Raw genomic sequence first — 16,047 nt, 5'->3', positions numbered from 1 at the left:
GTCCTACCCTTCTATTGTTTATTTTTTATTGATTGTAGATTAATTTTCCATTTAAAAACGTATATTCCACATTGATATCTATTAGGTTCTCTACATCTATTTCGTACGGATTCTCAGAAACAACAATAATATCTGCTTTTGCGGAAGGTCTAATTACACCAATTAAATGTTCTTCCCCTGAACTATATGCTGCATCGGCTGTGTATGCTTTAATCGCATCGTGTATAGTAATGTTTTGCGTTTCATCAAGTACTTGACCAGATATTGTTTTTCTGTTTACCGCTGCATAAATCCCCGTCCATGGATTGCCACCAGTAACAGGCAAGTCTGAATTTCCTGGTGCAACAATGTTATACTCCTTAAAGTAACGATGAGGATAAACCCGTTTTACTCTTTCTTCTCCAAGGTTTTTCAAATAACTATCACCCAAATAATAAACAAAACCTATGGAGGAAGCAGCTATTAATTCAAGATTATTCATCCTCCTTAAATGATCATGAGTTGGAAGACCACAATGTTCAATACGATTTTTCATTTTCTTGATATCAACAGATGTACTTGCTCGTTCAAACGCAGTAATAGCTACTTCTATTGCTCTTTCTCCAATTCCATGTATCGCCACTCTTAATCCAGCTTCTAAGGCTTGTTTCACAAAAGGGGAAAAGTGATCTGCATTATCATACAGGATGCCGCGGTTCTCTTCATTTTCATAGGGCATTTCTACTGCTGCCGTTTTCCCCCCTACACTACCATCAAGCATGAACTTCATGCCTTGAACTTTTATCATATCGTCACCCAAACCACTTTGAATACCCAAGGCTAAAACTTCATCAAAATAACCTTGAAATCCATTTTGATCGATCGCCCAAAACCATGGCCTAATTCTTACTTGTAAGTCTTTATTCATATCCATTTCCTGATAAGCCCTAAAGTAGTTAGCCTGTGTACCCATTTCATGGGCGGTTGTTATTCCCCATTTAGCAAAATCTTTTTGCGCTAATTTCATTCCTTTTATGATATCTTTCACTTTGTATTGAGGGACAGCTATCATTCCTTGAGCTTTTTCTTGAACCAGGCCTGTTAATTTCCCAGTATCTTTTTCACGTTCTATATGCCCACCATCAGGACTTGAAGTATTTTCAGAAACACCACTAATTTCTAGCGCTTTTGAATTACATACAGCCATATGTTTACAGGTTCTCTCTAAAATAACCGGATGGTTTGGAGCAACTTTATCTAAATCCCGTCGTGTTGGATTTCGCTTTTCTTTCATTCTACTGTCATCCCACCCCCACCCTCTAATCCATTCACCTTCTGGCAATCGATCCGCTTTTTCTTTAACTTTTTTTAGGATAGCTCCTATGGATGGAGTTTCGTTAGGGCGACAGTCTAATTTAAGTAAATTTAATCCGTATTCAACCGGATGTGTATGACTTTCAATAAATCCTGGTAATACCGTTTTTCCATTCACATCTACAATTTGAGTATTCTCACCTTTCCAAGAAAAAGCCTCTTCCTCAGATCCAACGTAGGCAATGTTTCCATCTTTAATTGCTATTGCCTCAGCTCTCGGTTGCAGGTCATCCATGGTAAAAACTCTCGCATTCATAATAATTGTATCCGCTTCCAAATAATATCTCATTTTATTTCTTCCTTTCGTTTAATATATACTAAAACTATATAGGCGTTACGTGCACTCATTTAGCGCCCGTGGATGGCACATTTGATCTGAAGAAAACGTTTGTTAATAATTTGAATAAGCTCAATAACATCTTAACTGCCAAGGACAAGTAAGTTTCCAATAAGTCTGTTGTATCGTTGTTAGATGGTGATGTACCACGATAATACATAGATTTTCGTAAATCATATTCTACGCGATTCTGCTTACTTTGTATGTATTTACCAACAAGGAGAAAAGCTGATTTACTGCTGATTAAGAAAATGAAATGTTTTATTTTGTAAAACTTTTACCTCGTCCAAGAATAAATGGGAAAGGATCATTGGATTCATTTCATTATTCTTCCTTGATAGCTGAGATGTACTAATCGATTCAAACCCCAGTGCTTTTTGAAGTCCATCATCTATTAGGGCATCGCTCATTTCTTCCAAGCTCTCGAATCCTTGCAGTTGGGCAAGTAACATAAGCTTTATATACGCTGCAGTTGTTAGCTTTTTTGTGTAGTAATCTTGTTTATTTTCTTCTACTTGTTCAAATAGTTTTTTCGTATTTATAGGTGAAACCCATTTACCAAATGATGATTTTAGTGTATTCTTGTCCATACGGATTATCCTTTACTTTTGGATTTGGGCAGGAACCACCTGTACTTCCATTGTAAAGGATTTTTTTGTTTCATGAACACGTAATTATTGAACATTTTCAGTATTTTGAATCATCAGGTTTATTTAATGCAATGCTAGTGACCTCTTATAATTAAAATCTTAGTTATGGAATCGCTACCTTCTCTAATAAAAATTAAAACCAGTAATAAAAAGGAGTATAAAATAATATACCTCCATTTTTATTACTGGTTTTATCTAAGGAATGCTCTATTTCTGGAATAGAGTCTATTAGATTAAGCAGCTCTAAAATGTTGAATTTTTTATAATTTAACAAATATTCTTTCTTTAGTCAACCTATTTCTGTATCATTTAAATATTTACATTATCCCTACTTTTATCACTTAATGGGATGCCACCAGCAGTACGCCTTTATTTTAGCCCACCAAAACGTAATATCCATGTTTAAAATTTTATCAACTTATAAAACAATTCCAATAGAATCTTTAAAGGTTGCGAAGTTCTTTCTCGAAAAGCATGCACATTTCGTTACGTTACATGTATTTCAACTCCCAATAGCACTCACCCAAAACTATAACCTTAATGGTAAATCCACTACCATTAAAATCAAAATATAAGTTTATTTTCTGTGCCTGAAAGTAACCTTTGTATATTTTCTCTGTGTTTAATAATAATAATGGCAGCCATTAAACAAGCAAATATATTAAAATAAAAGGTATGTCCAAAAACAGAAATAAATGAGACAACTGGAATAAGTCCAGTAGCACTAATTGTTCCTAAAGATACATACCGTGTCATAGCTACAATTAATATAAAAAAAGCAATGCATAAAAGAGCCAGAATCCAATTAACCATAAACAGCACAGACACTGCTGTTAATGCTCCCTTCCCCCCTCTAAATTTAAAAAATAAAGGCCAGTTATGCCCAATAACTGCTCCTAAACCTGCGACTAAAAGGCTTAAACTATCTTGAGCATCTCCCGTATAGAAGTAAACTTCAAAGAAAATTAGACCTATAAAACAAGCAATTATCCCTTTTAATACATCTCCGACAAGAACAAATACCGCAGCGGTTTTACCTAATACCCTCAACGTATTGGTTAGCCCCGCGCTTCTACTTCCACAGTTCCTTATGTCCTTCCCATATAATTTACCAACAATGACAGCAGAGTTAAGGCTACCTAAAAAATAACTAGAGGCTAAAGAAGAAAATAGCAGTATGATATTAGTCATTACTTCCTCCCTCTATATAATTAAAATATCTTCCAAATGCTCCTTTAATTTCCAAAGTGATTTTCTGATTCAAAAATGATTTTATTCTAGATTTGCGCCCTTTTATTGAATAAGAATTTTTTTCAAATCGAGACGAATTGGCATATAACATTTCAGTATACTTATAAAACGTCACTCACTTATTTGTTACCGAGTTGTTCCGCCAAACCGATTAAAAGTCCTTCGGTTCCACGAATGTAACAGAGCCGATACGAGTTCTCGTACTGAACCACTTCGCCTACGAGCTGGGCACCATACTTAGTAAGTTTGGCCACCATTTCGTCAATGTCTTCAACGGTGAACATCTCATGTCCAATGGCAATCAAATCTCCTAAGCAATAGATATGCTCTATATTTCCTTGTTCATCTATATCTTTAAGTACGGCATTAAGTGCAGAACTGTTCCCATGTATATCCGTTAGTACAGCAATATTCTTAGACATAACTTCTCCTTCCAATGTTCAACTGAATGGCCTATTTGATGAAACTCAACCTTAAATATCTTCGACAGCTTAATAAATACTTTTGCTTTAAAGCTCCATAAAGTGACTTGGTTTTGGATAAATATCGCCCTTTTAGATTGAGTTGTAAAATTTATCCGCTTGCTTTGTATCTGTATGAAGCACTAAAATTTTATAATGCTTTCTGGCTTCGTTAATTATATTTGTTACAAGAATACTACCGATGCCATTCCTTCTATAATCCATATCAACATAAAACCTTTTCAGTCTGCCTATATGTTGTTCATTAGAAAACGGGTCCTTGTTTAGTTTGCCAATAGAGATAACTAAACCTTTTTCATTAAATACACCAAAGATCCCTTCTCCAAAATGGCTAAACGTATTAATACCATTTTTTTAATCATTCAATAACCGTTCTACAAAGGAAAACCTTCTTCTTTGCTTTGCTCTACTAAAGTGTCTAAAATTTAAAAACAGATTAATAATTTTTCTTATCTCCTATCCCCGCATACACTGCTCACTCCAAGTGTTTTTCCACAAAATGGCCTAATTCAAGCTCAATGCTTCTTCTACAACTGCTTCCTTTTACGGAACAGCGCATAGGCATCATCCATTAAATCTTCCCATTACAATGGTATTGTAGTATTCTTTATCCGATAAAAGTTTGTCATTTTTCAAAATCCCTTCGGTTTTGAAGCCGAAATTCTCATAGAGATTTATTGCTTTCTCATTTGTCTCAAGAACATTTAAGGTTATTTTTTTTATTCCGTTTGAGTCAGCCCAGGCAATTGATTCTTTTAGTAGATTCTTACCAATTCCATAACCCCAATAATCTTTTAGGATACAAACCCCAAACTCTACTTTGTGTGCAAACCTTTTCAAACGATTGCCTTCGCATCTTGAAAAGCCGACAATCTTGTCATGAATTACAGCAACTAAAAAAAGGTTCTTCTTATTTTCTGTATCTGTTTTAATTAGTTCTTCAAAACCTTGAATGTCTATAAATGCTTCACCTTTTTCTCTGTCAAGGTTTTCAGTCTCTCCATCGATTTGCAATCTGATTTCAGACAATTCCTTTGCGTCTATATTTTTAGCAGATCTAATTACATAGGTTGTATCGCTTACAATAAATTCTTGCTGATCAATTCTCATCCGTTCCCCCATCCTTTATTTGTTTTATTTATTTAAACAATCTCGCCCGATACAAGCACAGTGCTTCCTCCACAACTGCGCCCGATTGATGAAGATGCGACATTTTTATGTCGAACTCCTTGTTATTCTTTTCCACTGAACTCTAAAATATTTAAACCCTCTGATACTTCAGGTGCTTCAAAAAAGTTAGTAACATGAGTAAACATCTCTTCCGTGTCAAACTCTGCTCTTTCGGGTTGTTCTATTAGTCTTTATGCAATTTGACGTAAGCATTACTCGTTAGTTAAATTAAGGTAAATTAGTTGATGGCTTGAATTGACATCTAAAGCTAATTCCAAAAACCATTTTCGCTGCCCTTGAGTATTAGCTGGAAAATCCATTACTACATCTGTACCGACACTTAATATGTTTTGGACATGCTTTTTTACCAACGGCTTGATCTGTGCCGAAAATTTTAGATAATCCTCAAATGATTCGATTTGATTGGGATAAAGGGATGAAAGCCATTTATCCTCAGATAACAGTACCGCATTTTTATTACTGCTATTTCTTTTGATTTAGTTGATTTTCCTGCACCCATTTTTCCGCAGAAAAAGTATAAATTCCCACTTTGTTTCATATTTTTAACCCCACAAGTTTAGTTTAGGCCTTGTTGCCCAGATATGTCATTCTACAATATGGCCCGATTGTTGAATTGTTTCATAATACTCTTATCAATCTTATTATATCATAATATTTCGCAATTATTGCAATAAACTTTATTCTAAATAAATAACTTATAATTAAAGCCATAACCTATTTTTGTTACATGATAAAAATAGATTATGGCTGATATAGAATTATTTACCCGGAAATGAATAACCATTGAGTTTCCAATGTAAAGTTATTGCCTAACTACCGAATATATTAATCTTTTCAATAAATAATCAATGATTCTTTAATGTATTATCACTAAAAAATACTAATTTATTAAAATCAACGAGATGCAAATTACTTTTCATTTAACCTCTTATTAACTTTTTCAACTACTGAATACAAGTAATAATCTACATCATCATCTTCTCCACTTGATATATCTATACTAAAATCAATATCATTAGCATCATATTCTAGATTATGATTAATATTATTAATTACCCCATCTAGAAACTCATAAATGTAAGAGTCTTCTTCAAGTTTTAACCCATATTGTTCAGGTTCTTCTAAAAATAATAGCAATTCTTCCTTAGCAGCAAATCCGTATTTTAACGCCTCAAGAAAATATGTTCTTTGCTCTTCTAAAGGTAAGCGTAAAATAAAATACACATAACAATCACAGGGCATCTATGTGATAATCTTCTTAGAAAATAAATTAGGAGATTATGCGATGACCCTAAAAGACAAGCGAATAGAATGGAAAGCGCGGTATGATGCCTGGAAGGAAAGCGGACAAAGTATATCTGAATGGTACCGGGGGAAAGAATTAAAACGCATCAGATGTATTATTGGGTGCAACAATTTCGTGAGCACGACAAAACCTCCATAAAGAAAAGCACATCCAGGGAAACACAATGGCTAACCGTTCAAATGGGTGATTCTCCACTTGTACCACCTCACGAGAAAGAACCGATCTTTATTCACGTTGGTTCTACCTCCATTGAAGTGCGATCAGGAACGGATATGAACTTACTCTCGGATATTATTCATGTTTTAGGGAAGTAATCACGTTCATGAATATGACATTTGAAAAAGTGTATTTAGCTTGCGGTAGCACAGATATGCGTAAATCGATTGATGGACTTGCTGCCATTGTGATAGAATGCTTCGATTTAGACCCTTTTTCTCCTTGCCTGTTTGTATTTTGTAACCGAAAGCGTGATAAGTTAAAAATACTGCAATGGGAAGTCAACGGATTTTGGCTGTATTATCGTCGGCTTGAAAAAGGAACATTTCAATGGCCATCCGATAAAGACACAACGCCTATATCTATTAGCCCACGTCAATTTCGCTGGTTGTTGGATGGTATGTCGATGAACCAGCACCAAGCACACAGAGAAGTACTAGCGCGCACCATTCTATAAAAAATTGAAATATAGAAATACGGGAATTCGACTAGGCAAGTCGGGTTCTTTTTCGTATACTAATTTTATGGATAAAACAGCGGAAACAAACAAGAACACAATGGAATATTATCAAGAGCTCAACGAAAAGCTAGAGTTGGAAAAAGAAGAGCTAGAAGCAAAATTAAAATGGTATGAAGAACAATTTAGATTGCTTCAACAACAAAAATTCGGCTCTTCTAGCGAGAAGACCAATTCTGACCAACTGTCTCTTTTTAACGAGGTAGAGGACACTTCGGATTCCAACCATGAAGAGCCTACGGTGGAGACGATTACATATAAACGCAAGAAGCAATTAGACAACCTGCCTACGGAAACGGTAGAATACCGTTTACCTGCTGAGGAACAGGTGTGTTCGTGTTGCGCTGGTGAACTGCATGAAATGAGCACGCAAGTGCGTAAAGAATTAAAGGTTATTCCTGCGCAGGTGAAAGTGGTGGAACATGTCCAGTACGTCTATAGCTGTCGCCATTGTGAACAACATGAGATACAAACGCCTATTCAAACAGCTAAAATGCCAGCGCCTGTGTTTCCAGGGAGTTTAGCCTCTCCTTCCGCCATGGCCTATACGATGTCGCAAAAATACGTGGAAGGAATGCCGTTGTATCGCCAAGAGAAGCAATTCGAACGATTTGGCGTCTTTATTCCACGTCAAACACTAGCTAATTGGGTCATATATGGTGCGACCACTTGGCTTACACTCATTTACAAAGAGATGCATACCGCCCTATTAGAATTGGATACCATACATGCAGATGAAACAGTTGTACAAGTTTTATCTGAACCAGGTAGAAAAGCTACTTCCAATTCGTATATGTGGCTGTATCGCTCTGGACACACGGATGTGCCAATCATTTTGTATGAGTACCAGCAAACAAGAGCATCCAAACATCCACGACGATTCCTACAGGGATATCAGGGCTACTTAACAGTAGACGGTTACCCTGGTTATAATGGAATAAAGAATGTCGTTCTGATTGGTTGCTGGGCGCATGCACGTCGTAAATTCACAGAAGCATTACAATCGCTTCCCGAATCTTCGACCACTACAGCGGTAAAAGCGAAAGAAGGCTTAGACTTTTGTAATCAATTATTCGATATCGAACGCGACCTAAAGAGCGTTAGCCCACAGGAACGTTATGAACAACGTTTGGAGCGCAGTCAGCCCGTGCTGGATGCTTTTTCAGCATGGCTAAAACAGCAAACGCCGCGTGTTCTTCCGAAGAGTAAACTAGGCAAAGCTGTTACCTATTGCCGTAAACAATGGGATCGCTTAGAAGGATTTTTAAAGGATGGAAGATTGGAGATAGACAACAACTGCGCAGAGCGGTCGATCAAGCCTTTTGTGATCGGAAGAAAAGCTTGGCTTTTTAGTAATACCGCCAAAGGAGCTACATCCAGCGCCACTGTTTATAGCATAGTGGAAACAGCCAAGGAAAACGGATTAAATCCATTCCATTATCTTAGCTACTTATTTGAACGACTTCCCAATATAGATACAACAGATAGGGAACAACTAGCCCAACTCTTACCGTGGTCAACCACGATGCCTCAAGAGTGTCGCGTTCCTACGAAATCTAAGTAAATCTTAACATAGGCCCACATCTACATAATAGGTGTGGGCTGTTTAACGCTTACATAGCAGCACCATTTTAATCTGATAAGCTATTGCCTTTTAAAATAACTATTTAAATTTCAAATAAAAAGCCAACTAACCCCATAATTATGAGATAAATTGGCTTTAAATATACTATATAATAGGCATGACTGCCCTTTTGTGACATGACGTCCACCCAACATAACCTTTTTAAGGAATACAAGGGTAATAACTCTTTATGTCGAATCTCCTTCTAGTAGATGAAGGTGTAACGACTTCTGCTTAGAAAGCAACTAATAAATTAGATAAATATATCTTCATAGTAACAAATGACCCGTAAATGTCAAGTAATTTTCAAACAATTAGTTTTATCAAATACCCATCAGAAATCTAAATGTAATATTGTAAAATAATATCTTTGTAGAGTGAAAAGAAAATGATTGAATCAAATCAATATGTCGTTTTACTGAAAGTATAAAGAAAAATACAATTAATACTAAAAATTACGGCCAAGTGATTATATCACATAAACAGATCCACCAATATCCATATCGAGTCTATCGTGTTTTCCAATAAGGTTCGTCTGTACTAAAATTGAATATGCACATAGAGTCCACTGTTTCATAGTTCAAGTCCACCAAAAAACTGAGATAAAATTAGCTCGTTGTTTCAGCTTAGAAATAGAGCAATACCCCACCATCCTTAACCTTGTTTGTGTCCGTGATAGTGAATTTTTTAGCGAATAGAAAAAAGAAGACTTTTATGGCTCTATCCGCATCAATAACGTACCACGGACAATCCATTCTAAGCTCTGCTGGCGGGGCCTCTTACCCTCCCAGCATTCACTAAGAATTGACATGGCGGTAAAGAGCGAGCAGTTAAAACCGTGGTTGATAAATGCTTCTCCTTCAATGGTAAAGCCTTCCGCACCACAACAGGTAGTAAAAAAGATTGAAAGCTGGTACATATTGAATGTCGTAATCAAAAGTAGTAGTAAACAGTTGAAAATTATATATTTTTTGATTTTTAAATGAATTCAAGAATAGCCAAATAATAGATAGGAAATAAACAATATTAAACTGCAGCGTGAATGCAGGCTACGGTTACTGTATTGATAATAGCGTATTTTTTGAAATGTTTGTAATAAATATTCTTTAAGAATTTCTTTTTATCCATTGTTATAATCCCATCCTGTTGACTAAACAGCAGATTGATTACATTGATAGAATTAAGCTTGCCGCAGGTCACTCACTATCAGCATGTATTACTAATGATTCCTGATAGAATCATATCGATAGAAAATTATAATCAAATACATTTTTTAAATTTGTCACTTACAAAAAGCCACTATTCCGTGAATCAATTTCTTTTTAAGATTATTTGAATGAGCATGTTTTAAACGCATTCAGCATAAATTATACAAATTATTTGACTGTCTTTTTTACTATACTAAAGATTATACTGATTGTAATAGTATAGTTTATCATATCATAAAAACCACATAGAACTTTTACAAAATTATATAGTCCCCTTAATAATAGCTCCTAGTTTTTTGGGGCCGGAATTCAAATCAATATTAATATCTATAAATCCAGCATCTTTTAGAACATTAATCCAATCATCCTCATAATAAAAACCTTGAATAAAGTATTCATTATTTCGTTTTTGAGTGTACCCTGGTAATAAATTAAAAATAAACTCTTGATGCATTAATGGTGAACGAAAGTCCCTTATACATTCTGATAAAATAAGTGACCCACCTTTTTTCAAAGATTTTTTAATGCTATTCAAAGTAGCTAAAATATCTTTAGAACAATGCAAAGCATTTATAGCTAAAATGTAATCAAACTCTCGATTATTAACTTGCAGAGCTATATCTTTATCAAAATTAACAATTAAAGTATCTAGATAATCATACGAAGTTTTATCTTTGATAAATTTACACATAGCATTACTTAAATCAGAAGCAAGATAGTTTATTTTTTTATCTAATATTTTATTAATAGCTTCTCTTGTCCCAGAACCATAACCAGCACCCAGCTCTAAAATAGTCATATTGCTTGCCAGTTTCTGTCCAGAGAGATAATTTGCTATCCATTCATTATGAACTTTATATAAAGAATTACTTTGCCCAAAATATGTTCTCCAGATTTCACCATTATTATTTCTGAAAAGTAAATGTAATGGAGAAATATTTCCTCTCACAACATCTAACCAGTTCTTGCTAATAAAATCTATTGTATTTAGAGATACCTTTAAATTAAAATTTGTAGGTTTTTTAATAGATGTCTTATTGTTAATCAACGAGTATTCTATTTTATTTTTTCTAATAAAACCTTCTTGAACTACGAATTCTAATGCCCACTTAACACTGGGCACAAAAGAATAATCACAATTTATTCTATTTAATACTTCGTTAATAGTAATCCAATCATTTGTTTTAGTAAATAAACCCAATTGATTGAAAATCTTCATTATCTTTTTTCCTGTATAGTATGATGCATATTTATATGCTTGATGGTATTCTTGTGAAAAGAGAGTATTTTCTGCCACTTTAATTCAACACTTCCTTTCTATATAATCCAATAATTTATTCTTGACTTACAAATTAATGATATAAGTAAATTACCCAATACCCGATAAATTACTTATATCATATTTATTGAATACTTAATTCTTTAAAGTGAGAGAAGAGTCTTCTTTAATATAAAGAAATTGATTTGTTTTTACATCTTCTAATGATTGTGTTCTACCGCTTGGCCATTCTATTTTTATCTCATTAATTATTTCTTCAGACCCTGTTCCAAAATGAATACGTGGATCACTTTGTCCTCCAAAACCATTTCCACCATCCTTTTCAATTAGAGTTTCTTTATTTTCAGTAGTGATAGTTACTTTTGCTCCAATTGCATCTATGTTACTTGGAAAACTACCTTCGAGTTCAATATTTATCCAATTATTATCATTACTAATTTCATTTTTATAAACCTTTGCTGGAGCATTTTGATTAGCGAAAACCAAATCTAATTCTCCTGAGTTGTCTATATCTATTGGGGATACTCCTCTACCATCATAAGTAAAATTAATCCCTGCTTCCTCTGCAACATCTATAAATTCTTTATTATCTCCTTGATTTAAAAATAAAAATTTGCTTTCATCTCCTGACAAATCTTTATCTCCAATAGTAGGCCAATTTTTAGTATCCTCTACTACATTTCCTGGCGTAGTTACAAGAGTTCCTAAATCAAACCAATAATCTTCACTACTCTCACCAGTTATGAATCCATTTGTGACTATTAAACTAAATTCTCCAGAATTGTCTACATCAAAAAATTTCGCTCCCCATGAAAAACCAGCATAGTTAATATTAAGCTTATCTGCTATGTTTTCATACTCTCCATTTTCTTTGGGATACCAAAAATCATTTCCTTCAATTATATAAGACTCTTTGCTAACATTACTTACATATATTCCATATTCCCCTTCATGAAAAATATCGGCAAAATCAACATTCATTCCTTTGTGAGTATCATTTCCAAAGTTATTTGATTGAGTAATTTTTTCAAATCCTTCCCCTTCCTGATTAATATATATTGAGTCCGGACCAAAGTCATTAGCATTATATATATCTGGATACCCATCACCATTTAAATCAACTGACCCCGTAGCTAAAGTCCAACCAGTATCATCTACACTCATTTCATTAGCTACTTCAGTGAATGTACCATCTCCATTATTTCTATAAAGATAATTATCTCCGCCATTCAAAGCTGTCTCAAAATCATCATGCATTATTTTTGTTGTATCAAGATCCCATAAGTTATTTTCACTTCTGAAATAGTTGCCAACATATATATCCAAATAACCATCTTGATTATAATCTATAGCAATAGCTTTAGCTGGATACCCAAATTCATTAATACCTGATTCCTCGGTTACATCGGTAAATGATCCATCTCCATTGTTTTTAAATAACTTACTATGTCCCCAGCTACCAACAAATAAATCTGGAAATCCATCATTATCATAATCAAAAAATAGAGCAGTAGTAGAAATACCATCTTGATTAATATTATTTATTTCACTCTCAACCTTTTTAAAACTACCATTCCCATCATTTTCAAATAAAGCATTCTCAGTTCCAATTTCAGAATTAGTAAAATATAAATCATAATACCCATCTTGGTTGTAATCAACAACAGCAACAGATGACCCAATTGAAGCTATCCATGGCATAATATTATCTACCTTAGAATCAAACTGAGGTTTTGTGTGCTGAAATTTAACACCTGCTTCTTCTGTTATATCTGCATATTTAAAAGAGATATCGTGCTTATTTTTTGTATCAGATTTTCCTAATGTGTTCGATTTTTCATTACTACTGCAGCCAACACATAATACTACTAAAACAATCAATATATATCTAAATTTCATGCTTACTCACTCTCCTTTACTAGCTTAAATAATTCCCCCATCAGGGACTATTACTTTGCCTGTTATATAAGACGATGCACTGGATAACAAAAACATTATAATAGATGATATTTCATGAGTATGTCCTATTCTCCTAAGAGAAATTTCTTTAATTACACGATCTTTAATTTTATCTTCTGTCATCTCAGTTAAAATATATCCCGGAGCTACTGAATTTACTCGTACACCCATCGGTCCCAACTCTTTGCTAATGCTTTTGGTAAAACCAATTATTCCAGCTTTTGAAGCTGCATAATTAGATTGACCTTCTTTACCCATTACTCCAGAAATAGATGATAAATTGACAATGGCGCCTTTATTAACTGCTAATTTTCTACTTAACTCTCTACTTAGAATAAATGGAATCGTTAAATTTACAGCAAGAACATTATTCCAATCTGAATTAGAAAGATACATGAGAGGTTTGTCATGTATAACCCCAACATTATTAACAAGAAAATCAATTTTATCTATACTTTTCAAAAAAATCATTAGCTCGTCAATTTCTGTATTTTTCGTAAAATCAACTTTTAAACATCTAATAGATACTGCTGTAGTTTTGGTTAATTCTAGAACCATTTCTATTGCTTTACTTTTGCTTTGCGAATAAGTGAATATCACATTACATCCTGATTCAACCAAATCATATACTAATTGCTCACCTATACCTCTTGTTCCTCCAGTAACCAATGCTGTTTTACCTTTAAAATCAAATGAAAAATCATTCATTATAACCTCCTCCTAAACTTTTTTGAAAATGGAAGCTGATGTAAAACCTCCATACGCAGAAACTGTTTTCATTACTGTTTTTAAATTTTCTTGTCTAACTTTTTGCTTTATAATATTCTTTGTCATGAATTTTGGAGAACTCTCATCTCTTACTTTATAATGAATTGGTAAAATAATATTTTTACACAAACATTCTATTAAAATTGTAATTTCTAATAAACTGCTTGCTCCCAAAGTATGCCCTATATACTGTTTAAATCCACTTATAAATGGTTGTTGTTTTCCACTGAAAGATTTTATAATTTCCTTCATCTCATATTTATCCCAAAGGTAATTACCCGTTCCATGGGGGATAATTAAATCAATAGTATTTACCTTAGAATCCTTAATAACTTGATCAATAACTTGTGAATAAGAATTTTCCTTTACATTTGGCAATGTCATTCTCCATGTCTCTTGCTGGAAAGCCCCCCCTACGTATTCACACTTTACATTAGCTGTTCGATTAAAAGCGTGTTCTTCTGACTCTAACAAAATTGCTGATGCACCATCACCTAGAACGGTTCCATCTCCCGAAAGTGAAAATGGCAATATTGTCTCTTTATTAGAACAAAAACCTTTTTTATTCAACCAAAGAAATTCAGTTGGATGTGCATAATCAGATGAAACTACAATAGCTATATCAGATTTTTTGCTTTTAATTAATGAATTAGCTAAATCTAATCCGTAACTTCCAGATGCACAGGCATTATTAACAATATAATTTTGACCTTTAAACCCAAAAATTTTTGCTAAATAAAATATATGCGGAAAGGTTTGTATATGGAAAAAATCCTCTTGATAATTTTGAAATGATTCTTTTAGATTCTTATTATAAAAATCTTCTTTCAGTAATGAATCAGTTAAATTATTCACACCTGGATTTTCATGAGCAATAACTAAACTAATTCTGTTATTATTGCTAACTTCTAAATTTGATTCAATTATTAATTGTTTAATTGCTACTAATAAGAATTGAAAGTCTTTGTCGTTAAAAAAAGGAATTTTCTTTATTAAATTTAATTCTTTACTACTAAACCAAGTCGATAAATCTAATTCTCTAATTGGGTATACAGGAAAATTTTGAGTGTATTCTGTTCCTAAATTATAATAGCGCCTACTCATAGTATTTTTTTGATTTAAAAAAGATGACCAAGCTTCCTCCATACTGATTCCAGCTGAACATAATATACTTGACCCAGTAATTAACGTTTTCATATAAATCACCACTCTATATACTATTTATTGTTTTTAATTGATAAATTAAATCAAGCAATGTATAAAATTGTTGACTAGTTAGAGAGGCTAATTTGTCTCCATTCCCACCCAATTCTAATACCAAACTGCTTATACTTTCAGGTTTAATATCACTATCTATAACATCTTGAAAAGCATCAGGAACGTTCAAATTCACTTCACATAATACAACTTTGTGAGTTTTGTTCCCTTCAAGTAAATCTGTTGCAAATTCTAATGCTTTCTTCCCCGATTCACGCCCCTGTGAAATAGTAATGTTTGCTCCAACACAATTCAAAACAATTGAAGCATACCCACTGATTGAATTTAGAACAGTATTAGGGAAAAATTTGGGATTCAACTTATCATGTCCGTATTTTTCAGCGTCTAAATAAAGTTCTGAAATTGCTTGTAAGTTTGAAAAAGAAGATCCTACTACAATACTAATATTGGGATTTTTTTCGGTTTCTTCAATCTTTACCTTTGCCTTTTTCAATGCTTTATACATTGAAATACATGGTAATCTAATTTCCTTGGGTACTCTTCTTAATTTAGCTATTTCAACGATAGAGTTAGGTGTGATATAGATTTTATTAGAATCTATAAAATCATAAACGGTCTTACCTGGTAATGATTTAACATCACCATAAGGTGTCATCACATCATATCCACTTATAGTTATTGGTTGCAT

The 16,047-nt window shown here is 33.5% G+C and carries 15 protein-coding genes and 1 pseudogene; 3 read left to right on the top strand and 13 right to left on the bottom strand.

Annotated elements, in window-relative coordinates; all coding sequences use genetic code 11:
• Nucleotides 1-25: 25 nt before the first annotated feature.
• The 8 genes and pseudogenes from B2C77_RS06085 to B2C77_RS06050 form a co-directional block, all read right to left on the bottom strand.
• Nucleotides 26-1,642 (bottom strand): amidohydrolase, encoded by a 1,617-nt coding sequence (locus B2C77_RS06085; RefSeq protein WP_077702821.1) that lies wholly within the window; start codon nucleotides 1,640-1,642, stop codon nucleotides 26-28.
• A gap of 281 nt (nucleotides 1,643-1,923) precedes the next feature.
• Complete coding sequence (locus B2C77_RS06080; RefSeq protein ID WP_077702820.1) at nucleotides 1,924-2,280, bottom strand: DUF4372 domain-containing protein; 357 nt, start codon at nucleotides 2,278-2,280, stop codon at nucleotides 1,924-1,926.
• A gap of 624 nt (nucleotides 2,281-2,904) precedes the next feature.
• Nucleotides 2,905-3,531, bottom strand: a complete 627-nt coding sequence (gene plsY / locus B2C77_RS06075; RefSeq protein WP_077702819.1) for a glycerol-3-phosphate 1-O-acyltransferase PlsY — start codon at nucleotides 3,529-3,531, stop codon at nucleotides 2,905-2,907.
• A gap of 179 nt (nucleotides 3,532-3,710) precedes the next feature.
• Nucleotides 3,711-4,013, bottom strand: a complete 303-nt coding sequence (locus tag B2C77_RS22325) for a metallophosphoesterase (RefSeq protein WP_141130693.1) — start codon at nucleotides 4,011-4,013, stop codon at nucleotides 3,711-3,713.
• Between the two features lie 132 nt (nucleotides 4,014-4,145).
• Nucleotides 4,146-4,388, bottom strand: coding sequence for a GNAT family N-acetyltransferase (locus B2C77_RS21990; RefSeq protein ID WP_367946659.1), 243 nt, complete (start codon nucleotides 4,386-4,388; stop codon nucleotides 4,146-4,148).
• Nucleotides 4,389-4,637: 249 nt separating this feature from the next.
• Complete coding sequence (locus B2C77_RS06060) at nucleotides 4,638-5,183, bottom strand: GNAT family N-acetyltransferase (RefSeq protein WP_073012978.1); 546 nt, start codon at nucleotides 5,181-5,183, stop codon at nucleotides 4,638-4,640.
• Between the two features lie 122 nt (nucleotides 5,184-5,305).
• A pseudogene (locus B2C77_RS06055) lies at nucleotides 5,306-5,802 on the bottom strand (P-loop nucleotide/nucleoside kinase family protein).
• Between the two features lie 371 nt (nucleotides 5,803-6,173).
• Entirely contained in the window at nucleotides 6,174-6,506 is a 333-nt protein-coding gene (locus B2C77_RS06050) for a hypothetical protein (RefSeq protein ID WP_077702818.1), read from the bottom strand.
• A 120-nt stretch (nucleotides 6,507-6,626) separates the two neighbouring features.
• Between B2C77_RS06050 and B2C77_RS06045 the strand changes: the two genes are divergently transcribed.
• From B2C77_RS06045 to tnpC, 3 genes are all read left to right on the top strand, one after another.
• Nucleotides 6,627-6,884, top strand: a complete 258-nt coding sequence (locus B2C77_RS06045) for an IS66 family insertion sequence element accessory protein TnpB (RefSeq protein ID WP_254843941.1) — start codon at nucleotides 6,627-6,629, stop codon at nucleotides 6,882-6,884.
• Nucleotides 6,885-6,892: 8 nt separating this feature from the next.
• The gene (tnpB, locus tag B2C77_RS06040; RefSeq protein WP_077303229.1) at nucleotides 6,893-7,243 is read left to right on the top strand and encodes an IS66 family insertion sequence element accessory protein TnpB; all 351 of its coding nucleotides are present in this window, start codon (nucleotides 6,893-6,895) and stop codon (nucleotides 7,241-7,243) included.
• A gap of 67 nt (nucleotides 7,244-7,310) precedes the next feature.
• The gene (gene tnpC, locus B2C77_RS06035) at nucleotides 7,311-8,867 is read left to right on the top strand and encodes an IS66 family transposase (RefSeq protein WP_077706840.1); all 1,557 of its coding nucleotides are present in this window, start codon (nucleotides 7,311-7,313) and stop codon (nucleotides 8,865-8,867) included.
• A 1,530-nt stretch (nucleotides 8,868-10,397) separates the two neighbouring features.
• Here the strand turns inward: tnpC and B2C77_RS06030 are convergent.
• From B2C77_RS06030 to B2C77_RS06010, 5 genes are all read right to left on the bottom strand, one after another.
• Nucleotides 10,398-11,432, bottom strand: coding sequence for a class I SAM-dependent methyltransferase (locus B2C77_RS06030; RefSeq protein ID WP_077702817.1), 1,035 nt, complete (start codon nucleotides 11,430-11,432; stop codon nucleotides 10,398-10,400).
• Between the two features lie 117 nt (nucleotides 11,433-11,549).
• Complete coding sequence (locus tag B2C77_RS06025; protein ID WP_077702816.1) at nucleotides 11,550-13,313, bottom strand: CRTAC1 family protein; 1,764 nt, start codon at nucleotides 13,311-13,313, stop codon at nucleotides 11,550-11,552.
• Between the two features lie 24 nt (nucleotides 13,314-13,337).
• Nucleotides 13,338-14,081, bottom strand: a complete 744-nt coding sequence (locus B2C77_RS06020; RefSeq protein ID WP_077702815.1) for an SDR family NAD(P)-dependent oxidoreductase — start codon at nucleotides 14,079-14,081, stop codon at nucleotides 13,338-13,340.
• A gap of 12 nt (nucleotides 14,082-14,093) precedes the next feature.
• On the bottom strand, nucleotides 14,094-15,338 hold the full coding sequence (locus B2C77_RS06015; protein WP_077702814.1) for a beta-ketoacyl synthase N-terminal-like domain-containing protein: 1,245 nt from the start codon (nucleotides 15,336-15,338) through the stop codon (nucleotides 14,094-14,096).
• 13 nt (nucleotides 15,339-15,351) lie between these two features.
• Nucleotides 15,352-16,047, bottom strand: a complete 696-nt coding sequence (locus B2C77_RS06010; protein ID WP_077702813.1) for a beta-ketoacyl synthase N-terminal-like domain-containing protein — start codon at nucleotides 16,045-16,047, stop codon at nucleotides 15,352-15,354.

The organism is Virgibacillus dokdonensis, assembly GCF_900166595.1.
In the GTDB taxonomy this organism is placed as follows: domain Bacteria; phylum Bacillota; class Bacilli; order Bacillales; family Amphibacillaceae; genus Virgibacillus; species Virgibacillus dokdonensis.
This window is presented reverse-complemented; position numbering and strand designations above follow the sequence as displayed.

Excerpts from the sequence above, each read along its gene's own strand:
- B2C77_RS06085 (WP_077702821.1), bottom strand. The coding sequence starts at position 1,642 with ATGAGATATTATTTGGAAGCGGATACAATTATTATGAATGCGAGAGTT.
- B2C77_RS06080 (WP_077702820.1), bottom strand. The coding sequence starts at position 2,280 with ATGGACAAGAATACACTAAAATCATCATTTGGTAAATGGGTTTCACCT.
- plsY (WP_077702819.1), bottom strand. The coding sequence starts at position 3,531 with ATGACTAATATCATACTGCTATTTTCTTCTTTAGCCTCTAGTTATTTT.
- B2C77_RS22325 (WP_141130693.1), bottom strand. The coding sequence starts at position 4,013 with ATGTCTAAGAATATTGCTGTACTAACGGATATACATGGGAACAGTTCT.
- B2C77_RS06060 (WP_073012978.1), bottom strand. The coding sequence starts at position 5,183 with ATGAGAATTGATCAGCAAGAATTTATTGTAAGCGATACAACCTATGTA.
- B2C77_RS06050 (WP_077702818.1), bottom strand. The coding sequence starts at position 6,506 with ATGCCCTGTGATTGTTATGTGTATTTTATTTTACGCTTACCTTTAGAA.
- B2C77_RS06045 (WP_254843941.1), top strand. The coding sequence starts at position 6,627 with ATGGTACCGGGGGAAAGAATTAAAACGCATCAGATGTATTATTGGGTG.
- tnpB (WP_077303229.1), top strand. The coding sequence starts at position 6,893 with ATGAATATGACATTTGAAAAAGTGTATTTAGCTTGCGGTAGCACAGAT.
- tnpC (WP_077706840.1), top strand. The coding sequence starts at position 7,311 with ATGGATAAAACAGCGGAAACAAACAAGAACACAATGGAATATTATCAA.
- B2C77_RS06025 (WP_077702816.1), bottom strand. The coding sequence starts at position 13,313 with ATGAAATTTAGATATATATTGATTGTTTTAGTAGTATTATGTGTTGGC.
- B2C77_RS06020 (WP_077702815.1), bottom strand. The coding sequence starts at position 14,081 with ATGAATGATTTTTCATTTGATTTTAAAGGTAAAACAGCATTGGTTACT.
- B2C77_RS06015 (WP_077702814.1), bottom strand. The coding sequence starts at position 15,338 with ATGAAAACGTTAATTACTGGGTCAAGTATATTATGTTCAGCTGGAATC.
- B2C77_RS06010 (WP_077702813.1), bottom strand. The coding sequence starts at position 16,047 with ATGCAACCAATAACTATAAGTGGATATGATGTGATGACACCTTATGGT.